This window comes from Frankia nepalensis, assembly GCF_016786325.1.
Taxonomy (GTDB): Bacteria; Actinomycetota; Actinomycetes; order Frankiales; family Frankiaceae; genus Pseudofrankia; species Pseudofrankia nepalensis.
In genome coordinates this window covers 1-20,127 of the sequence record NZ_JADWYU010000211.1, presented here as the reverse complement: position 1 = coordinate 20,127, position 20,127 = coordinate 1, and the positions used below count along the sequence as shown (strand labels likewise).

The following is a 20,127-nucleotide window of genomic DNA, read 5'->3' as shown; positions in this document are numbered from 1 at the left end:
GACTCACCGCTCGTGCCTGGCAGGCCGGTCCCCGGCGGGCGCTGGACGTGGTCCGGGCCGGCGCCACGCCGCTCGTGCCCAGGCGCGGCGCCGGCCCGCCGCACGCCGGCACGCCAAGTTCAACATTGACATCAATATAGACATTATGGAATGGTCGGCGCAATATCGATGTCGACTTTGACATCCTGGACGGACCGCGGGAGTGACATGGCCGACGGCCAGCCTGAGAACAGCCAGGATCCGGGAGACCCGGTCCTGATCGAGGCGCGCGGCGCCGTGCGGGTCGTGACCCTGAACCGGCCGGCGTCGCTCAACGCGACGGACGAGGAGCTGCACGGCGCGCTCGAGCGGACCTGGCGGGAGCTCGCCGCCGACCAGGAGGCCCGCGCCGTCGTCCTCACCGGGGCCGGCAGGGCCTTCTCCGCCGGCGGCGACCTCGGCCTGCTGGACCGGATGGTCGGCGACACCGCGCTGCGCGCGGCCATCATGGCCGAGGCCGCCGAGATCGTCCGCGGGATGACCTCGCTGCGCGTCCCGATCGTGTCGGCCGTGGCCGGCCCGGCGGTCGGCCTCGGGTGCAGCCTCGCCGCGATGAGCGACCTCGTGATCGTCGAGGAGCACGCCTACTTCGCCGACCCGCACGTCGCGCTCGGGCTGGTCGCCGCCGACGGGGGAGCGCTGACCTGGCCCCTGCTGATGAGCCTGCTGCGCGCCAAGGAGTTCATCCTTCTCGGCGACCGCCTGCCCGCCGAGGAGGCGTTCCGGCTGGGCCTGGCCAACAGGGTCGTCGGCCGCGGCGAGGCGCTGCCCGTGGCGCTCGGGCTCGCGGAGCGCCTGGCCGCCCTGCCGCCCCAGGCGGTCGCGGAGACCAAGGCGCTGCTCAACAGCGCCCTGCGCGCCGGGGTCGACACGCTGCTCGCGGCGGCGATGGACAGGGAGGCGGCCTCCTTCGACGAGCCGGCGTTCCAGAACAACCTCGCGCGGATGCTGCGCCGGGCCGGGTCGGCCTGAGCGATGGAACCCGGCATCGAAACCGGCGCAGTGGCAACGACGATCGACGACCGGCACGGCGGCGACGACCGGCACGGTGGCGACGTCTCCGACGAGGCGTTCCGCGCCGGCGTGCGGGACTTCATCGCCGAGCGCGCCCCGCGCTTCCGGATGCCCGAGGGTGTCCGGGTGCCCGCGGGCACGGACGAGGAACAGGCGATCCGCGCCTGGCTGCGGGGCCTGTACGAGGCCGGCTATCTCGGCGCCGGCTGGCCGGCCGAGTGGGGCGGCAACCCCCACCACCGGCCGACGCGGGACCTCATCCTCATGGAGGAGCTGTTCCGCGCGCGGGCCTACCGCCCGCTGGACCAGGTGATGCTGGCCAGCCACGCGATCCTGACGTTCGGCTCGGACGCGCAGAAGCGGGCGTACCTGCCGCGCATCCGGTCCGGCGAGCACGTCTGGTGCCAGCTGTTCAGCGAGCCGGGCGCCGGCAGCGACCTGGCCTCGCTGCGCACCCGGGCCGAGCCGGACGGCGCGGGCTACGTCGTCACCGGTCAGAAGGTCTGGTGCACCGACGGGCAGTGGGCCGACCAGGGCATGCTGCTCGCGCGCACCGACCCGACGGTGGACCGCCATGCCGGGTTGACCGCGTTCGTCGTGCCGATGGGCAGCCCCGGCATCACCGTCCGCCCGATCCGGGAGATGACGGGCCACGCGGAGTTCTGCGAGGTCTTCCTCGACGAGCTGCGGCTCGATCCCGAGGCCGTGCTGGGCGAGGTCGGCGGCGGCTGGAAGGTCATCAGCTCCGGGCTCGCGTCGGAGCGCGCGTTCGTCGGCGCGAACGCGGTCCAGCTGGAGATGATGTACGACGACCTGGTGGCGCTCGCGCGGCACGCGCGCCTGGCGGACGGAAGCCCGCTGCTGGGCCGCGAGGACGTCCAGGTGACGCTGGCCGGGGTGCTGGCACGCGTGGAGGCCGCGCGGCTCGTCGTGGCGGACACGGTCCGGCGGGTCATGCGCGACGAGGAGCACCCCAGCGACGGGGCCGTGGCGAAGCTCGTCTACACCGAGCTCAACGTCGAGCTGTGCGAGCGGGCGCTCGAGCTGCTCGCGGCGGCCTCCTGGGTGGACGACGAGGGCAGGGAGGTCGAGCGGCGGTGGTACGAGGCGTTCCTGTGGTCACGGGCCCTCACGATCTCCGGCGGGGCGTCGGAGATCCTGCGCGGCATCGTCGGCCGGCAGTTGCTCGGCCTTCCCCGCGCCTGAGGCCGGGCCCGGCCCGGCGAGGGGGACCGACGTGGTGACCGAGGCGCTCGCCGGGTTCCCGCGCGTCCGGGCGGCCGACGCGGCGCGTTACCGGGCGCTGGGCCTGTGGGACGACCGCGCGCTCGCCGACGGCGTCGAGGCGGCGGCCGCCCGGCGGCCCGGCGCGTCCGCGCTCGTCGACGGCGCCGGCCGGCTCACCTATGCCGAGCTCGCGGCGGCCGTGCGCGCGGGCCTGGCCACCCTGGCCGGGCGCGGGATCGGCGCCGGCGACGGCGTCGTGCTGGTCAGCGGCAACACCCGGCACGGTGTGATCGCCTATCACGCCCTGGCGCGCGCGGGCGTGACCCTCGTCGTCCTCGACCGCCGCTGCGGCGAGGCCGACCTGCTGGTGGCCCTCGACAGCCTGCCCGCCGGGGCGCCCGTGCTCTTGCCCACCGCCGAGGCCGACCGGCTGGCGGGGGCGCTGACCGGGGTCCCCGTGGTGCCGCTGGAACTGTTCGGCGCGGCGTCCGCCGCCGCGCCCTCGACCGCCTCGCCGACGGCGTCGGCCGAGCCCGGGAACGAGCCGGAGCCGTTCCCCGAGCCGGACCGGGACCGGCCCGCCGTTGTCCTGTTCTCGTCGGGGACGACGAGCCGGCCCAAGGGCGTCGTCCACTCGCTCAACACGCTGACCGCCGGCGCCCGCAACATGGCCCAGGTCACCGGCGCGGACGAGAACACGGTGGCGTTCCTCGTCAGCCCGCTGACCAGCATCACGGGGATCATGCAGCTGCACCTGGCGGCGGACACGCACGCGACCCTCGTGCTCGAGGACGCCTTCTCCCCGCGGGAGTCGCTGGCGCGGATGAACGCCGTGGGCGCCACCCTGCTGGGCGGCGCCCCCGTCATCGCCGAGCGGCTGCTGCGCGCCGCCGGCGACGCCGGGTCGTCGCCGGGCGGGTCGTCGCCGGGCGGGGGACTGTCCCTGCGCACGCTCGCGCTGGGGGGCTCGATGCTGCCGCGGCCGCTGCTGGAGCTGGCCATGGACGGGTTCGGCATCGAGATCGCGCGCGTCTACGGCTCGTCGGAGGCACCCAACTTCAGCGGCAGCCTGCCGGCCGACGACCGCGAGCGGCGGCTGTCGGACGACGGGGCGCCGCTGCCGGGCGGCGAGGCGCGGGTCGGCTCGGCGCGGCACCCGGGAGAGGGCCTGCTGCGCGGGCCGTGCCTGTTCCTGGGCTACCTCGACCCGGCGGACAACGCCGCCGCGTTCGAGGACGGCTGGTACCGCTGCGGCGACCAGATCGAGCTGCACGACGGCCGGCTGACGGTGACGGGGCGGCTGACGGAGATCGTGAACCGCAACGGCCTGAAGATCTCGCTGACCGAGGTCGACGCGGCGCTGGCCGGCCTGCCGGGCGCGCTGGAGGTCGCGTCCTTCGCGATGCCCGACCCGTCGACCGGGGAACGGCTGGCCGTGGCGGTCCAGCCCGCCGAGGGAGCGGCGGTGACGCTGGACGACGCCGTCGCCTTCCTGCTCGCCCACGGCCTGGCCCGGCGCAAGCTGCCGGAGCAGCTCGTGCGCTGGGACGGGCCGCTGCCCAGGACCGCCTCCGGCAAAGTCGTCCGGTCGCGGCTGGTCATGGAAAGCCCCGCGAAGAGCTCCGACCTCGCCGACCGGCTGCGGGGTACCTGACCAGCGGGCCGGGCGCCGGGCAGGTGGTCCTCCGGACCGGCGGCCGGATCAGCCGGGCCCGCCCGCGGCTCGCGCCCACGCGTCCGCCGTGGGCGCGGGCGCCCGTGTGGCCCCGCCACGGCCGGCGCACGAAGCGCCGGAATCCTTCTCGAAGACGAGGTGCATGTGAGCGACTTCCCGCTCGCGGACGAGCTCGCCGTCCGCGCCGCCCTGGCCCGTTACTGCCACTGCTGCGACGACGGCGACCTCGACGGCGTGGCGGCGCTGTTCGCTCCGGACGGCCTGTTCACCTTCGGTGGCCGCACGGCGCGGGGGACACGGGAGATCCTCGAGTTCTTCCAGGCCTCCTCCGGGAAGGAAGAGCAGCGCGGCAAGCACCTGACGGTCAACGTCGTGGTGACACCGCCAGCCACCCCGGGCGGCACGGCGCGCGTGGCGTCCGACTTCGTCTTCCTGCGCTTCGAGGAGGGCCGCCTGGTGCCGGCCCTCGCGGGCCGCTACGACGACGAGTTCGTCCGCGTCGACGGCCAGTGGCGGTTCGCGAGCCGCCAGGCGCGGCTCATGCGTCAGCCGAGGACCACACAGCCCTAGGGCACGCTTCGCCCTAGGCGCGCACCAGCCCGCCGCCGCGAAACCCGTCGACGGGCCGAGGCCACCCGGCCTCCGCGAAGCGCGGGACGGCTCCGGTCACGGCGCGAACAGGTGGCCGGCGTTCACGTCGAGCAGCGCGCCCGTGATTCCGGGCGGGGCTGTCTGAGGCGGCACGCCGCGCACCCGCGCGGCGGTCACCAGATCTTCGCGAGGTCCTCGAGCATGTCGGGGTCCGTCGGCTCGAGGATCATCGTGGTGACCGGGCTGTCGCGCCACGCCGCGAGCTGCTCGGCGACGCGGGGGAGTGGGCCGACCAGGGCGAGGTCGTCGACGAGTTCGTCGGGGACGGCGGCGCAGGCGGCGGCACGCTGCCCGCCGAGGTAGAGGTCCTGGATGCGGGCGACCTCGTCGGCGTAGCCGTAGCGGGAGACCAGCGAGGCGTAGAAGTTCTTCGTCCGGGAGCCCATGCCGCCGATGTGCAGCGCGATGCGCGGACGCACCCGGTCGCGGCAGGCGTCGAGGTCGTCGCCGACGCAGGCGAGCACCGTGGGCGCGACCTGGAATCCGGCGCGCGCCTTGCCGAGGGCCTCGCCCCAGGTGTCGCGCCACCTGGTCGGGCTCCACAGGTAGGGGAGCAGGCCATCGGCGTGCTCGACGGCCATGGCCACGTTTTTCGGGCCCATCGCGGCGACCAGCAGGGGTGTGTGCGGGGCGGGCGGCATGGTGGTGCGCAGGGGGCGTCCCTGGCCGGTGGCGCCGGTCCCGGTGTAGGGGATCTGGTAGGTCGAGCCGGTGAACTGGAGCTTGTCGGTGCCGGTGAGGGCGGTGCGCAGGATGGTCAGGTACTCGCGGGTCATCTGGACGGGAGGGTGGTAGGGCACGCCGTGCCAGCCTTCGACGACCTGTGGCCCCGACGCGCCCAGGCCGAGGATGAGCCGGCCCTCGGACAGCTGTTGCAGGGTCAGCACGGTCATCGCGGTCGCCGCCGGGGTGCGCGCCGCCATCTGCGCGATGGCGGTGCCCAGCCGCAGGCCGCTGGTCCGCGCGGCGAGGTACGCCAGCGGGGTGAACGCGTCGCTTCCCCAGGCCTCGGCCGACCAGACGGAGTCGTATCCGGCCGCTTCGGCCCGCAGCGCGACGTCCGCGAGCGACCGTGGGTCCCCGCCGCGGATTGCGGCGAGGCTCAGCCCGAGCGCGGGCTTTGGGACCATTGCGGCACCCCCATCATGTGCAACATCGAGGTCAACTTCAGATCTGTGCCCGGCCGCCATCGCCGCCGACCGGCCGGCGCGGTCGGCGGTGGCACCGGGCTGTTCGGTGGCGTGGGGCCTGTTCGGTGACGTCGGCGTCCGCGACGACGCCCGGCCCGGGCACCGCCTGGTTCGTCAGCCGCTCGGGCGGTGGTCCGCGCGCGGGTCGCCCGAGGGCGCGTCGTCCTCGGCGGGGACGGGAATGCCGAGCGCGTTCGTCCAGATACGGGTGAGCTGCTCGGTGGCGCCGTCGAGGTCGAAGCCAAAGAGGTTGTTGGTGTTGAAGAGGTATTCGGCGAAGTAGGCGACCATTCCGCCGAGTGCCTGGGCGGCGTAGGCCGCGTCGATCGTGGGGTCGGCGATGCCGGCTTCCTGGAGGTGGCGGACGCGGCGTTCGATGGCCCGGCCGAAGGCGTCCTGCCGCTGGATGCGGGTCTCGCGCACGCGCTCGTCGATGGTGGAGACCTGATGGATGACCCGCATGAGCTTGGCGTTGGCGCCGTACACCCGCAGGTAGTGCTCGTTCGCCAGCCGGATCCGCTCGATCGGGTCGGCGTCCTCGGGCGCCGGGTCGAGGGTCAGCAGGTCGAGCTCGACGGAGTCGGTGATCTCGTTGAAGATCTCTTCCTTCGAGACGAAATAGGTGTAGAACGAGCCGTGCGAGATCCCGGCGAGGTCGCAGATGTCGACGATCCGGGCGTGCACGAAGCCGTCGCGCTCGAACACGACCTTGGCGGCGTCAAGAAGCTGGCGGCGCGTCTGGCGGCCCCGGATGGTGCGCCCGGTGCCGCGACGCTGCTTCTCCGGCGCGTCGGTGTCGCGCCGGCCACGGCTGGCATTGGACACGGCAGCCCGGAGCTCAGTGCGTTCCTGCACGCGTCAGTCCCTTCTCACCGGTGAGCGGTGGCGGCCGCCAGGCTGGCTCCGGTCGAAGCCAGCGGGCGGGCCGTCAGTCTGACAGACCGTCAGACCGGACCGCGCGCCGGTGACCATGGTCGCACGTCGCGGGCGTCTTCGGACCGTGCGAGGGCCCGCGTCGGGCGCCGTCCCGCCCGGGCCGCCACGTTCGGGTGGCCGCTGTCGTCCGATCATCAGGTCGCCCCTAGTCGGGAAGGCCCGCGAGCACCAGCTCCGCGAGCCTCTGACGGTGGTGGGCGGCGTTGCCGAACAGCTGGGCGGAGCCGTGCGCCCGCTTGAAGTAGAGGTGCCCCGGGTGTTCCCAGGTGACTCCGATCCCGCCGTGCACCTGGATGTTCTCCGCCGCGGCCCTGACGAACGCGTCGCCGCAGCAGGCCTTGGCCAGGCTCGCGGCTTCTCGAAGCCCGGCGGGGTCCTCGTCCGCGGCCCACAGGCCGGCGTAGGCGGCCGAGCGGGCCGACTCCACCTCGAGGTGCAGGTCGGCGAGCTTGTGCTTGACGGCCTGGAAGGAGCCGATCGGCCGGCCGAACTGGACACGGGTCTTCGCGTAGTCGACCGCCATGTCGAGTACCCGAGCGGCGCCGCCGGCCTGCTCGGTGGCGGTCGCGACGGCCGCGAGGTCGAGCACCCGGGACAGCGCCGGCCCCGCCGCGCCCTCCTCGCCGAGCAGCCGGGCCGGCGTCGCGTCGAAGGTGAGCGTGGCCTGCCTGCGGGTCTGGTCGAGCGTGGCCTGGGGCCGGCGGCGCAGGCCGGGCGCGCCGTCGCCGAGGCCCGCGCCGGGGCGGGCCTCGACGGCGAACACGCCGAGGCCCGCGCCGGTGCGCGCGGGGACCAGCAGGAGCGTGGCGGTGTGGCCGTCGAGCACGAACGCCGTGGTCCCGGTCAGCCGCCAGCCGTCCGCGCCGCGCGTGGCCGTGGTCGTGACCGCGTCCGCGCTGGGAAGCCCGGAGGGCTCGGTGAGCGCGAGCGTGGCGACGGTCTCGCCCGCGGCGATGGCCGGCAGGTAGTCGGCGCACGCCGCCTCGTCGCCGAGCGCGAGCAGGGTGGGGGCGGCCAGCACGACGGTCGAGAGGATCGGCGCGCACAGCAGCGCCCGGCCGGCCTCCTCGAGGACGACTCCCAGTTCGACGAACCCGCAGCCCGCGCCGCCGTACCGTTCGGGCAGGGCGAGCCCCGCGAGGCCGAGGTCGGCGGCGAGTGCCCGCCAGACGTCGGCGTCGTAGCCCTCGTCGGTGTCCATCAGCCGCCTGACCTCGGCCTCCGGCGAGGCCTTGGCGAGGAAGTCGCGCACGGTCCGGCGCAGCTCCGCCAGCTCCGGCGTCACGGAGAGGTCCACGTGGCCCTCCTTCGGGGTGACGTCCGGCGAGACGCCGTCGGCGGGGCGCTCATGGGTGCGGCGCTGCTCAGGGGCGGGGCGCTCATGGGCGAGGCGCTCATCGGCCGGGCTCGTCGGCGAGGCCGAGCAGGCGGGCGGCGTTGTGGCGCAGGAACTTCGGCCACACGTCGTCCTTCAGTCCCACATGTGGCAGCTCGGCCATGATGCGGTCGAGCGTGAGTCCCATCGGGAAGTAGCCGCCGTAGAGGATCTTGTCCGCGCCGCGGGTGTTGGCGTAGTTGATGATGTCCGCCGGGTAGTAACGCGGCGCGAACGCGCTGGTCGAGTAGTAGAGGTTCGGCCACTTGAGCATGAGCTTCACGGCCAGCTCGGTCCACGGCTCGGCGCCGTGGCGCATGACGAACACCAGCTCGGGGAAGTCGTACATCACCTGGTCGATGAGCTCGACGCGCTGGCAGGCCGAGGGCAGCCGTGGGCCGGCGATCCCGACGGTCACGAAGATGGGAATCCCCAGCTCGACGCACTTCGCGTAGATCGGGTACATCTGCGGCCCGTCGATCGGCACCTGCGGCAGCCCGCCGTGGGGGAAGACGGTCGCCGCCCGGATCCCGTAGGTCTCGTGGGCGTGGACGAGCTCGCGGATGCCCGCCATGCCCCTGTTCGGGTCGCAGCTCCAGGAGCCGACGAACCGGTCCGGGTGCTCGGCCAGCGCGCGGGCGGCCACTTCCTCGTTCGCGCTGACGCTGACCAGCGCGACGTCGACGCCGTGCCGGTCCAGCTCGCCGAGCACGAGCGCCACCGGGTCGACGCCGTCGGCGAGCTCGTTGTCGGGGATCTCGCGGAACATGTACTGCGCCGGCATCACGAACTCGTCGCGGGACTGCGCGTCGCGCAGCACCGCGCGAAGTTGCTTGTACAGCGCCGCCGGGTCCTGAGGGAACCCGACCATCGTGTCGATCACCCCGACGCCGAACGGCCGCGGCCGGCCGGCCGTGACAGGCGGGTCCGACGGGAGGTCTGGCGTCACCTCGGCACCTTTCGTCGCACTGCTGGTGCGTGCACCATAGCCACGATCTGGGTTAATGTCGACATCGATATTGAGTTGCGGTAGCTCTCCGTCACCCGCGGCGGCCCGCCCGTCCGAAGCGCCATCGCCGAATGCTGGAGGCCATATGTATCCCGGCACACACGCGGTGACCACCCCCGACAAGCCGGCCGTCGTGATGGCCGGCGGCGAGGTCGTTACCTACCGCCAGCTCGACGAACGCTCCGCCCGGCTCGCCCGGCTGCTGGCGGCCCGTGGCCTGCGGGCCGGCGACGTCGTCGCCCTGCTCGCCGAGAACCACCCACGCTTCTGCGAGGTGCTCTGGGCGGCCACCCGCTCGGGCCTGTACCTCACGGCCCTCAACCGCTACGCCACCGCCGCCGAGGCCGCCTACGTCCTGCGTGACTGCGGCGCGTCGGCGCTGGTGACGACGGCCCGGCTCGCGACTGTCGCCGCCGAGGCCCTCGGTGACGTCCCCGGCTGCGGCACCCGGTTGCTGATCGACGGCGACCGCGACGGCTTCGAGTCCTACGAACGAGCGGTCGAGCGGTTCCCCGCCGCGCCGCTCGACCACCAGCCACGAGGGGACTTCCTGCAGTACTCCTCAGGCACGACCGGGCTGCCCAAGGGGATCAGGCGCCCGCTGTCCGGCGTCGACGTCGCCGACCCGGCGGGTGTGCGCAGCGCGCTGATGTGCCGGCAGGTCGGCGAGATGGACGCGAGCTCGGTCTACCTGTGCCCCGCGCCGCTCTACCACACCGCCCCGCTTGGCTGGTCCCGCGGCGTCCACGAGCTGGGCGCCACCCTCGTCGTGATGGAGAAGTTCGACGCCGAGCAGATGCTGGCGGTCGTCGAGCGGGAACGGGTCACCCACCTGCAGGTGGTGCCCACCATGCTGGTGCGGCTGCTCAAGCTGCCCGCCGAGACCCGGGCGGCCTACGACCTTTCCAGCCTGAAGGTCGTCATCCACGCGGGCGCGCCCTGCCCGGTCCCGGTGAAACGGCAGGTCATCGACTGGCTCGGCCCGATCCTCACCGAGTACTACTCGGGCACCGAGGGCGCCGGCATGACGCTCATCCGCTCGGCGGAGTGGCTGGCGCATCCCGGGTCGGTCGGGCGGCCGGTCATGGGCACCATCCACGTCTGCGGCCCCGACGGCGCCGAGCTCCCACCGGGGCAGACCGGCTCGGTCTACTTCGAGCGCGAGACGGCGGCCTTCGAGTACCACAACGACCCGGCCAAGACCGCCGCGGCGCGTCACCCCAAGCACGACAACTGGTCGTCGCTCGGCGACCTGGGCTACGTCGACGACGAGGGATACCTCTACCTCACCGACCGCGGCGCCTTCACCATCATCTCCGGCGGGGTGAACATCTATCCCGCCGAGATCGAGGCCTGCCTGGTGGTGCACCCCGACGTCGCCGACGTCGCCGTCTTCGGCCTCCCCGACGACGAGATGGGCGAGTACGTGCACGCCGTGGTGCAGCCCGCCGAGGGCGTGGCCCCGTCCGCGGAGCTGGCCGAGAGGCTACGGGCCCACGTGCGCGCCCACCTGGCCGGGCCGAAGGTGCCCCGGGCCGTCGACTTCCGCGCCGAGCTGCCGCGGCTGCCTACCGGCAAGCTCTACAAGGTCCCGCTGCGCCAGGAGTACCTCGACCGCCTGGCCGCCGCCCGACAGGAGGCAAATATTTAGATAAATGGCCGGCCATCGCCGACCCGGAGGGGCCTTGATGGTCTGCACACCCGCGGCGCGCGGCGACGGCCGCCGCGCAGGCAGGGGCCGATCGTGGCGGGGTGGGCGAGCCTCAGGCCTCGCCTACCCCGCCACGGCCCGGGTCAGGCCGGCCAGCCGACGGTCTTGGTCTCGGTGAAGATCTCCAGGCCCTCGATGCCGCACTGGCGGCCGATGCCGGACTGCTTGTAGCCACCGAAGGGGGCGTCCGCGCCGTACCACAGGCCGCCGTTGAGGCCGACCGTGCCGGTGCGGATCCGGCGCGCGACGCTCTTGGCCCGGTCCAGGTCGCTCGACGTGATCACGCCAGAGAGGCCGTAGACGGAGTCGTTGGCGATGCGCACGGCGTCGTCGTCGTCCTCGAAGCCGATGACGACGAGGACCGGGCCGAAGATCTCCTCCTGGGCGATCGTCATGCCGGGGGTGACGTCGGCGAACAGCGTCGGCTCCACGAAGTAGCCGCGGTCGAGGTCCTTGGGTACGCCGCCGCCGAGGACGACGCGGGCGCCCTCGGCGCGGCCGGTCTCGATGTAGCCGAGCACCCGCTCCTGCTGGCGCTTGGAGACCTGGGGGCCCTGCAGCACCGACGGGTCGGTGGGGTCGCCGTACTTGACGCCCTCGAAGGCCGCCCTGGCCAGCTCGATGGCCTCGTCGTAGCGCGAGTTCGGGACGAGCAGCCGGGTCGGCATCGCGCAGCCCTGGCCGGCGTGCATGCACACCATCGCCGCGCTCGGGATGGCCTGGGCGAAGTCGGCGTCGTCGAGCACCAGGTTGACCGACTTGCCGCCGAGCTCGAGGAACGTCGGCTTCACCGTGGCGGCCGCGGCCGCCATGATGCGCCGGCCGGTCACCGTCGAGCCGGTGAAGGCGATCATGTCGACCAGGGGGGAGGTCGAGAGGACCTCGCCGACGAGGTGGTCGGACGAGGGGACGATGTTGACGACACCCGGTGGGATGTCGGTGTGCTCGGCGATCAGCCGGCCGAGGCGGGTCGTGTTCCAGGGCGTGTCCGGCGCGGGCTTGAGCACGCAGGTGTTGCCCATGGCGAGGATCGGGCCGAGCTTGTTGAGCGCGATCTCGAACGGGAAGTTCCACGGAGTGACCACGCCGACGACCCCGACGGGCTCCTTCCAGACCTCGCGGGCGGAGGGGTAGCCCATCCCGAAGGCGTCCTTCTCGCCGAGCGCCCGGCTCCACGGGAACTGTTCGATCTGGTCGGCGGGCCAGCGCAGCGCCTCCTTCAGCGGCGCGTCGAGCTGCGGCCCGTAGGTGGTGATCACCGGGCAGCCGACCTCGGCGACGAGCTCGGCCCGCAGTTCCTCCACCTCGGCCTCGATCGCCGCCTGGAGCTGCAGGAGCGCCTTCTTGCGGCCGGCGTGGTCGCGGGCCCAGTCCGACGTGTCGAACGCGGCCCGGGCCGCGGCGACGGCCCGCTCCATGTCGGCGCGCGACCCGTCGGCGGTGACGCCGATGACCTCTTCGGTCGCCGGGTTGACGTTGTCGAAGACGCGGCCGCCCTCGGCGTCGACGAGCTTGCCGTTGACTAACATGCGCTGCTCGGGCATCACTTCTCCGGAAGAGCGGGCGTCGAAAGGACGCGGCGAACGGGAGGTGCGGGACGGCGGGCGCACACGCGGCGTGGCCCGCCGTTCGACCTTGTGCGGGCAAGGGGAGTGTGATCGACGAGGGGTGGTCCGTCGAGGCCGCGGCGGCCGGGGTCCCAGGCGGCGATCAGGTCGGTGCTCACCGTCACCGGGCCGTCTCCCGGGCCTCGCCCGCCGCTCGCGTGCCCGCCCGGCGGCGCTGGCTGGCCTGCGGCAGAGCGCGGCGGGACATACGGTCCACCCTACGCATTCCGCCCAATAAGCTCTAGACCTTTGGGGCTGGAGTGCCGCCGGTCGGCCCGGGCCTGGTCACGGCGCCTTTCCGCCGAAGAAGAAGGCGTCGGCGTTGGCGTAGAGCCAGTTGTCGCGGACCTCGTCGGTCAGGTCGAGGGCGGCGGCCTCGCCGAGGGTCCGTTTGAACGACAGGACCGGGTAGTCGGAGGCGAAGATGACGCGGTCCTTGCCGCGGGTCGACATGTAGTGCAGCAGCGAGGCGGGCAGCCGCTTCGGCGACCAGGCGGAGGTCATCAGCCGCAGGTTCTTATATTTGATCATGAGGCGGATGGCGGTGTCCCACCAGGGATCGGCGCCGTGGATCATGCACAGCTTGAGTTCGGGGAACCGGTAGCAGACCCGGTCGATGTAGATCGGGTTCTGGGGCTCGGCGGGCAGCGGCGGCCCGGGGATGCCGGTGTTCATGCACAACGGCAGGTCGAGCTCGCAGCACTTGACGTAGAGCGGGTAGTAGACCGGGTCGGTGGGCGGGTACATGCCGTCGCCCCAGAAGCTCGGCCCGACATTCGTACACACGACCGGGAAGTCGCGGACGAACCCCTCCAGCGCCTTCAGGGTCGGCATGGGGCGGAGCAGGTTGAAGCCGCCGATCGCGAGGGCGAAGCGGTCGGGGCGGGCCTCGGCGAACTGGAACGCCCGTCCGTCGGGCTGCCCGGCCTTCGCGATCAGGATCGCGCGCTCGACGCCGTTGGCGTCCATGTCGTCGAGCAGTTCGGGCAGTTCCGGGCTGCGGAAGAAGTCGTCACCGCCCTTGAAGTAGTCCTCCTTCACCCGGACCATCCAGTCCGGCTGCTTCTTCGTGTCACCGAAGTCGACGTTCACCAGGCAGTCCATGGCGCGGGCCATCGGTCTCCTCTCGAGGGTGTCGGGTGCGCGGCGTCGAGCGCGGCGTGGTCACCCGTGTGCGTCCCGGCGTGCTCCGGAGGGTGGTCAGCCCACCAGTTCCGGCTCCGCCGGCCGCGGAACGACCTTCCTGGGCAGGGGGAGCGGAAGGTCGGTGTAGGTCACGATGCCGGGCGGCGCGGCGACGACGGCGGGGATGGCGTGCACCGCGGGCATCGCCGTCATGACCATGCCCAGAACCATGAAGTCCGAGAGCGTGCTGCCCTGGAAGTCGGCGGGCGGCAGGATCTCGACCTTCGTCCGGATCGTCGGGCGGCCCTGGACCTCGATGAAGTAGCCGGTGTCCATCTTCCAGTCGGGCTCCAGGGACTGGCCCTTGCGCCACCGGAAGCGCAGGTCGACGACCGTCCGCCCGGCGATCCTGCCCTGCCAGCTGCCGGCGATCCCCGCGACGCAGCCGGCGGCGATCTTCCAGGAGCCGAGGTCGAGGTCCTCGGTGGTCTTCGCGTACTCGGCCTCGCAGACGATCTCGTCGAACTCGACGCCGAGGGCGCTGCCGAGCAGGCGGACGGCGTCCTCGAACACCGAGGTGCCCTTGGTGGTCATCGCCAGCAGGTCCGGGTCGTCGATGGGGCGGGCGAACCCGACCGGCAGCTCGGTGGCGGGGGAGTCGTAGCCGGTGGCGTCGGCCGTCTCGCTCACCACGATCTTGTCGACGCGGTCGCAGCCGGCGGCGGAGACCATCGCGATCAGGTTCGCCAGGCCCGGGTTGATGCCGGAGCCGAAGACCGAGCTCTGGCCCCGGGCGCAGGCCTCCAGGATGCGGTCACGGCCGTCGCCGAGGGAATGACCGGTGATGAATCCCGCCGTGCTGACGATGTTCGCGCCGGACTCGAGGATGCGCACCATCTCGGCGACGTCGAGCCACATGGGGTTGTAGACGACGCAGTCGGGCTTGAGCGCCAGCAGCGCGTCGACGTCGTTGGTCGCGGCCACCCCGGCGGGCGACGTGCCGCACAGCTCCCCGACGTCCTTGCCTGCCTTGTCGGGCGACCACGCGTAGCAGCCCACTAACTCCAGGTCCGGGTGGGCGAGTATCGCCTCGACCGACTGCCGGCCGACGTTGCCGGTCGTCCACTGCACAACCCGATAGGTCATCGCGCATCTCCGCTCCGGACGCGACGAGCCGGCGGTGGCATGGGCGTCCTAGCAAAGGTTCTACCGGATGCGAGCAAAGACATCTAGATGTATTGCGAGGGCTTCTCGCCGGTGACCAGCGCGCGGATCTCGTGCTTGAGGAGCTTGCCGGTGGCCGTGCGGGGAAGCGGCTCGGTGACGAGATGCCAGCGGGTCGGCACCTTGTAGTGCGCGAGAGCGGCGCGGCACCACGCGTCGAGAGCGCCCCCGTCCAGCTTCGCGTCCGGCCCGGTGACGACGGCGGCGCAGACCCCGTCACCGGTCACCTCGTCGTCGACCGCGAAGACGGCGGCCTCGAGCACCTCAGGATGATCCTCGAGGCGGTGCTCGACCTCGGTCGGCGCGACGTTCTCGGCGTTGACCAGGATCAGGTCCCGGGCGCGGCTGTCGATGTAGAGCAGCCCGTCGACGACGCGCCCGACGTCCCCCATCGCCAGCCAGCCGTCGTCCCTGAGGACGGCGGCCGAGGCCGCGGGGTCGTCCCAGTAGCCGAGCATGAGATAGGGACTGCGGACGTGCACCTCGCCGAGCGTCCCCTCAGGCACGGGGACGCCGGCCGGGTCGCGCAGCTCGAGCCGGGTGGTCACCGAGGGCCGTCCGGTGGACGCGGGGTGCCGCTCGAGGGCGGGCCCGGCGAGGTTGGCGACGACCGCCACGCTCTCGGTGCTGGCGTAGCCGATGCTCAGGCTGTTCGCCACCCCGGGGAAGGTGTCGCGGATCGCCCGCTGGACCGCCGGGCTGACCGGGGCCCCGCCGACCCCCATGTGCCGCAGGCTGGCCGTGTCGTACCGCTCCCGCCCCGGCACCGCGCAGACCCTGGCCGCCGCGCCGCCCAGCGCGAGCCAGCTCGTGACCCGCTCGCGCTCGATCGCCGCGAGAACCCGCTCGGGATCGAAGCGGCCCGGCAGCAGCACGCCCGTGAAGCCGCGCACGACCGCGCGCAGCACGACCCCGAACAGCATCGACGTGTGGAACAGCGGCGAGGTCATGAGCACGACGTCGTCGTGGGCGGGCAGCGTGTCGCCCGCGGCCGGCACCGCGCCGCCTCTGGCCACCATCGCCAGCGTCTCGCCGAAGGCGGCGAGCTGGAGCGCCCCGCACAGCCCGCGGTGCCCGATGGTGACGGCCTTCGGCCGGCCGGTGGTCCCGCTCGTGAAGATCAGGACCGCGGGGTCGTCCTCGTCGACGCTCACCGGCGCCGGCCGGGCGCCGCGCCGGGCCTCGACGATCGCGGGCACCTCGTCGAGGTCGAGCACCGGCGGCGTGGCCCCGGCCTCGGCCGCGCGCTCGAGACGCCGCGAGTCCCCGATGACCAGCGACGGCTCGACCAGGCCGGTCGCGTAGGCGAACTCGTCGGGCGTCCACCAGCCGTTGTAGGTGGCGGGGATCGCGCCGGCCGTCGCGACGGCCCAGAAGGCGACGATCCACTCCCACCGGTTCGCGGCGTAGATCGCGACGCGCTCGCCCGGCCGCAGCCGGTAGTCGTCCTGGAGCGCGGCCGCGAGGGCGTCGACGTACTCGAGGTGGGTGGCGAAGCCGACGCGGACGTCGCCCTCGACCAGGTAGGTCCGCTCCCCGAACCGCGCCGTGCCCGCCAGCAGCTCCCGTAACGACCGGATCCGATGCCTGAAGACCGGCATCCGGACGCCGCGCACGTCCTCGTCCGCGACCTCGAAGTACGACCCGGGTGCAACCAGCGCGGCTCGCGGGTCGCCCGCCGGCGCCGTCAACGCGGCCTCCGCGGCCCGTGCGGAAGGTTCTCCGCGGCCCGGTGACCCGGCGCGCCCGTGGCTGACCAACGTGGTGGCATGACCAAATAGTCTAGAGATTTAGGCCGAGCACGCCAAGGGTGCGCGGTCGTGCCGATGTCGCGTGGCCGTGGAGGACGTACGGCGCGCAACCATTGAAGACGTGTAGATGTATGCCCTAGCCTCTGCCAGCAGCGCCCAAGGCCGTCGCGCGAAGGAGCCTGCATGGACGTCGAGATGGACCACGAGATGGACGGCTCCGGCTTACCGGACGACGGCCCTGACTCGGCTGCCTGGGGCGCCGGCGCGCCGGGAGACGGCGTCGACGCGCGGCTGCTCGCCGCCTGGCTCGGCGCGAGCCTGGACCCCGCCCCGTCGTCGGTCGCCGTCAGCAGGCTGCCTGGCGGCCACTCCAGCGGGGTGTGGCGCGTCGACACCGTCACCGGCGGCGGCGTCGTGCCGATGATCCTCAAGGCTCCCGACGAGCCCAGCGTCGTCTACCAGCGAGACGCCTGCCGCGAGGCCCGGATCCTCGCCGGCGTCCACAGGATGGGCGCGCCGGTGCCGGAGGTGCTCGCCGTCGACACCGGGGAGGCGACCGGGCGGCGGTGCTTCGTTATGGAGCACGTCGAGGGGCGCGGCGTGGCCGACTCGTCGGCGGCGGGCCCGCACGACGACCCCTGGCTGCGGGACGCGGGCCCGGCGGCCACCCGGGCGATCTGGGAGTCCTTCCACGACGCGCTCGCCGCCCTGCACTCCGTGGACGCGGCGAAGGTCCCCGAGGCGAGCCACGGGCCGCGTGGCGTGCTCGACGTCCTCGACTACTGGCGGGCGGCGCTGGTGGACGTCGCGCCGGCCGAGAGCGTGCCGCGGCAGCTGCGCCTGCTGGACTGGCTGCGGGACAACGTCCCCCCGGGCGCCGACGACGCGCCGGCGGTCTGCATGGGCGACGCCCGCATCGCCAACTGCCTCATCGCCGGGACCGAGGCGCGGGCACTCGTCGACTTCGAGGTCGCCTACGTCGGCAACCCCGCCGCCGACATCGCTTACAGCATCTTCTTCGACGGCCTGCACCGGGCCAGCGCCCAGCAGCCCCTGGACGGGCAACCGGGCGCGGACGAGACCTGGGAGCGGTGGAGCCGCGCGACGGGGCGGCCCGCGGCCAACCGCGCCTACTGGACGGCCTTCGGGGTGACGATCCTGTGCGTCACGGCCACCCGGGCGATGGTCCAGTGGGGTCTGGCGGACGGCGGGATCGAGTCGGCCAACACGCTGGTCGACCGCTGGGAGGACTGCGTGGACAGGGCCGCCCGTGCCTGAGCAACCGGCCAGGTTCAGCGCCGCCGACGAGAACCTGCACGCGTCCGATCCGGACGAGTGGTCGTGGAACGAGTCCTGGTACTTCTCCTTCATCGACCTGGACGGCGGGCCGGCCGGCTTCTTCCGCCTCGGGCTCCTGCCGAACCAGCGGCGGGCGATGCTGTGGTGCTTCGTCCACGTCGACGGCGCCTGGCTCGGCGTCGAGGAGACGCGGCTCGACCTCGACCACTTCGACCTCGCCGCCGGGCACTCCTACGACCGGTGGGCCCTGCGGTTCGGCTGGCGGCCGGAACCGCCGCTGGACGGCGCCCGCTTCACCTTCGCCGGCACGCTGCTCGCCCGGTCGGGCCCGGGCGCGGGCGCCCACGTGCCGGTCTCGATCGACCTCGTCTGCGCGGCCACGAGCGCGTGCGTGGGCGCGGCGCCGGGCGCCGGCACGGCGTACCCGACGGACCGCTTCGAGCAGTCGCTGCGGGCGTCCGGGACGGTCGTCGTCGACGGCGTGGAGCGCCAGGTGCGCGCCGGGGCGCACCGGGACCGGTCGTGGGGGCCACGCGAGTGGCGTCTGCCGTTCGCGATCGGCGACCTGCAGGGCGGCGACCGCCAGCTCTACTTCGTCGGCTCGCCCAGGTACGGACGCGGCTCCGGGTACCTGCGGGAGGGCTCCGGCGAGCCCCGCCGCCTCAGCTGGGCCGGGGGGACCGTCGGGTACGACGACAAGGCACGGACCATCACCCCGGGCACCCTTCGCTTCGAGTCCGCCGACGGCGAGCCGATCGAGGTGGAGCTCGAGCCGATCATGCCCAGCGTCTGCTTCGACATGGCCCACACCTGCCAGGAGCCGGAGCAGTGGCCGTACTGGCGCACCCTCGTGGCGGCCAGGGTGCCCGGGTGGGACGGCCCGTGCCGCGGCTGGTTCGAGGCCAGCCGCTACGAGCCCCGCTGACCACCCGGGAGGGTGGCCAGCGGGCGCGGCCCGCCCGGGCCCGGCGCCGCCGGGCCCGCGCCGGTCGCGGCTAGGCGGGCGCGGAGCGCCGGTACTCGGCGACGATCGGGGCGAGCTCGGCCGGGGTGGCGCCGTGCATGATGACGCCGTCACAGCCGAGGGCGAGCTGGTTGCGGACCGCGGCGACGCACTGCGCCGGGGTGCCGGTCGCCGCTGGCTCGAGCCACTCGGACGGGATCAGTGTCGCGGCGTGCGCCAGCTGCTCGGGGGTGCCGACGATGTCGAGGCCGCGGATGCCCGAGATCACCGGGTCGGCCTTGTACCGCCGGAGCACCTCGGGGTCCCAGCCGTTGGTACGCACCAGCAGGTCGCCGTACCCCTCCAGGTAGGTGCCGAGGCGGCCGACGAGCTTCATGAGCCGCTGGTCGGCGGGGACGTGCTCGCCGACGGTCGCGAAGCAGGACCAGACCTTGACCGAGTCGGGGTCGCGCCCCGCCTCCTCGGCGGCGCGCTTGACCGTCGCGACGGCGCGCGCCGTGGTCTCGTCGGTGAAGAACGTGTGCAGCACGACCTGGTCGAACAGTCGGCCGCCGAGCTTGAGCGTGTTGGGCCCGAACGCCACGATGCCCATCGGCAGGTGCTCGTCGAGCGTCGCGTCGAGGTGGAGCACGGGCCAGGAGCCGGCCGGGCCGTTGTGACCGACGATCGCCTCGCCCCGGAAGAGCCGGCGCATGAGGCCGACGAAGTCCTCGAGCTGCGCGGTCGTCACCCGGGGGATGCCGTAGATGTCCTGCATACGCGGGACCCCACGGCCGAGCCCGAGCACGAAGCGGCCGCCGGTGAGGCTCTGCATGGTGCGGGCGTAGCCGGCGGTCACCATCGGGTGGCGGGTGTTGTGGTTCGTGGCCCCGGTCGCGATCGTGATGCGCTCGGTGACGGCGCCCGCGGCGCCGGACAGCGCCGCGGCTTCCTTCTTGTTGAACCGCTCGGAGATGTAGGCAGTGCCGAGGCCGAGCCGCTCGGCCTCGGCTGCCTCGGCGACGATGTCGTGCGACGACTTCGGCTGGCCGGCCAGGAGGTAGCAGGCGAGCTCGTCGTGCACCTGGCCGGTGCCGCTCGCGTCGTTCGCCGTGGCGGTGTTCATGGTTCGCTCCCAGGAGGACGTCGGGTCGGCGCCGAAAAAGATCTAGATGGATCTCATCAGTCGGACGGCATCCGCGCAAGCGGCCGGCGTCCGACCCGGCGCGGGCGGCGCTCAGGCCATCTTGTAGCGGATGGGGACGCTCTTGGGGCCGCCGACGAAGAGGGTCTCGATGTACTCGGCGGGTGCGGCGAGTTCGATGTCGCGGATGCGGGGGACGAGTTCGGC

Annotated in this window: 16 protein-coding genes; 7 read left to right on the top strand and 9 right to left on the bottom strand. The window is 73.2% G+C overall.

What is annotated here, in order from left to right; translation table 11 throughout:
• Positions 1 to 207 precede the first annotated feature (207 nt).
• From I6A81_RS33535 to I6A81_RS33520, 4 genes are all read left to right on the top strand, one after another.
• Complete coding sequence (locus I6A81_RS33535; RefSeq protein ID WP_203004630.1) at positions 208 to 1,011, top strand: enoyl-CoA hydratase/isomerase family protein; 804 nt, start codon at positions 208 to 210, stop codon at positions 1,009 to 1,011.
• A gap of 30 nt (positions 1,012 to 1,041) precedes the next feature.
• Positions 1,042 to 2,259: an acyl-CoA dehydrogenase family protein gene (locus I6A81_RS33530; RefSeq protein ID WP_307875096.1), complete on the top strand. Its 1,218-nt coding sequence runs from the start codon at positions 1,042 to 1,044 to the stop codon at positions 2,257 to 2,259.
• Between the two features lie 31 nt (positions 2,260 to 2,290).
• On the top strand, positions 2,291 to 3,934 hold the full coding sequence (locus tag I6A81_RS33525) for a class I adenylate-forming enzyme family protein (RefSeq protein WP_203004628.1): 1,644 nt from the start codon (positions 2,291 to 2,293) through the stop codon (positions 3,932 to 3,934).
• A gap of 165 nt (positions 3,935 to 4,099) precedes the next feature.
• Positions 4,100 to 4,525 (top strand): nuclear transport factor 2 family protein, encoded by a 426-nt coding sequence (locus tag I6A81_RS33520; RefSeq protein ID WP_203006392.1) that lies wholly within the window; start codon positions 4,100 to 4,102, stop codon positions 4,523 to 4,525.
• Between the two features lie 194 nt (positions 4,526 to 4,719).
• Here I6A81_RS33520 and I6A81_RS33515 read toward each other — a convergent pair whose 3' ends face one another.
• The 4 genes from I6A81_RS33515 to I6A81_RS33500 all read right to left on the bottom strand — a co-directional run bounded on the left by I6A81_RS33515 (position 4,720) and on the right by I6A81_RS33500 (position 8,978).
• The gene (locus I6A81_RS33515; RefSeq protein WP_203006391.1) at positions 4,720 to 5,736 is read right to left on the bottom strand and encodes an LLM class F420-dependent oxidoreductase; all 1,017 of its coding nucleotides are present in this window, start codon (positions 5,734 to 5,736) and stop codon (positions 4,720 to 4,722) included.
• 174 nt (positions 5,737 to 5,910) lie between these two features.
• Positions 5,911 to 6,651 carry a TetR/AcrR family transcriptional regulator gene (locus I6A81_RS33510; protein WP_203006390.1) on the bottom strand — a complete coding sequence of 247 codons (741 nt, stop codon included), beginning with the start codon at positions 6,649 to 6,651 and terminating at the stop codon, positions 5,911 to 5,913.
• A 226-nt stretch (positions 6,652 to 6,877) separates the two neighbouring features.
• Entirely contained in the window at positions 6,878 to 8,029 is a 1,152-nt protein-coding gene (locus I6A81_RS33505) for an acyl-CoA dehydrogenase family protein (RefSeq protein WP_203006389.1), read from the bottom strand.
• Between the two features lie 97 nt (positions 8,030 to 8,126).
• A complete protein-coding gene (locus I6A81_RS33500; protein WP_203006393.1) occupies positions 8,127 to 8,978 on the bottom strand; it encodes an amidohydrolase family protein in 852 nt (283 codons plus the stop codon).
• Positions 8,979 to 9,201: 223 nt separating this feature from the next.
• On the opposite strand from I6A81_RS33500, the gene I6A81_RS33495 reads away from it, so the two are divergent.
• Entirely contained in the window at positions 9,202 to 10,767 is a 1,566-nt protein-coding gene (locus I6A81_RS33495; RefSeq protein ID WP_203006388.1) for an acyl-CoA synthetase, read from the top strand.
• 143 nt (positions 10,768 to 10,910) lie between these two features.
• Here the strand turns inward: I6A81_RS33495 and I6A81_RS33490 are convergent, their stop codons facing one another.
• The 4 genes from I6A81_RS33490 to I6A81_RS33475 form a co-directional block, all read right to left on the bottom strand.
• Positions 10,911 to 12,371 carry an aldehyde dehydrogenase family protein gene (locus I6A81_RS33490; RefSeq protein WP_203006387.1) on the bottom strand — a complete coding sequence of 487 codons (1,461 nt, stop codon included), beginning with the start codon at positions 12,369 to 12,371 and terminating at the stop codon, positions 10,911 to 10,913.
• Between the two features lie 348 nt (positions 12,372 to 12,719).
• A complete protein-coding gene (locus I6A81_RS33485; RefSeq protein WP_203006386.1) occupies positions 12,720 to 13,550 on the bottom strand; it encodes an amidohydrolase family protein in 831 nt (276 codons plus the stop codon).
• Positions 13,551 to 13,634: 84 nt separating this feature from the next.
• Positions 13,635 to 14,705: an NAD(P)H-dependent amine dehydrogenase family protein gene (locus I6A81_RS33480; protein ID WP_203006385.1), complete on the bottom strand. Its 1,071-nt coding sequence runs from the start codon at positions 14,703 to 14,705 to the stop codon at positions 13,635 to 13,637.
• Between the two features lie 83 nt (positions 14,706 to 14,788).
• Positions 14,789 to 16,474, bottom strand: coding sequence for a class I adenylate-forming enzyme family protein (locus I6A81_RS33475; protein WP_203006384.1), 1,686 nt, complete (start codon positions 16,472 to 16,474; stop codon positions 14,789 to 14,791).
• A gap of 243 nt (positions 16,475 to 16,717) precedes the next feature.
• On the opposite strand from I6A81_RS33475, the gene I6A81_RS33470 reads away from it, so the two are divergent.
• Both I6A81_RS33470 and I6A81_RS33465 read left to right on the top strand, forming a co-directional pair.
• Positions 16,718 to 17,812 carry a phosphotransferase family protein gene (locus I6A81_RS33470; protein WP_203006383.1) on the top strand — a complete coding sequence of 365 codons (1,095 nt, stop codon included), beginning with the start codon at positions 16,718 to 16,720 and terminating at the stop codon, positions 17,810 to 17,812.
• Positions 17,805 to 18,758 carry a hypothetical protein gene (locus tag I6A81_RS33465; RefSeq protein WP_203006382.1) on the top strand — a complete coding sequence of 318 codons (954 nt, stop codon included), beginning with the start codon at positions 17,805 to 17,807 and terminating at the stop codon, positions 18,756 to 18,758. Before I6A81_RS33470 ends, I6A81_RS33465 begins: the two co-directional genes overlap by 8 nt.
• A gap of 70 nt (positions 18,759 to 18,828) precedes the next feature.
• On the opposite strand, the gene I6A81_RS33460 is transcribed toward I6A81_RS33465, so the two are convergent.
• Entirely contained in the window at positions 18,829 to 19,902 is a 1,074-nt protein-coding gene (locus I6A81_RS33460) for a TIGR03857 family LLM class F420-dependent oxidoreductase (protein WP_203006381.1), read from the bottom strand.
• Positions 19,903 to 20,127: the final 225 nt, after the last annotated feature.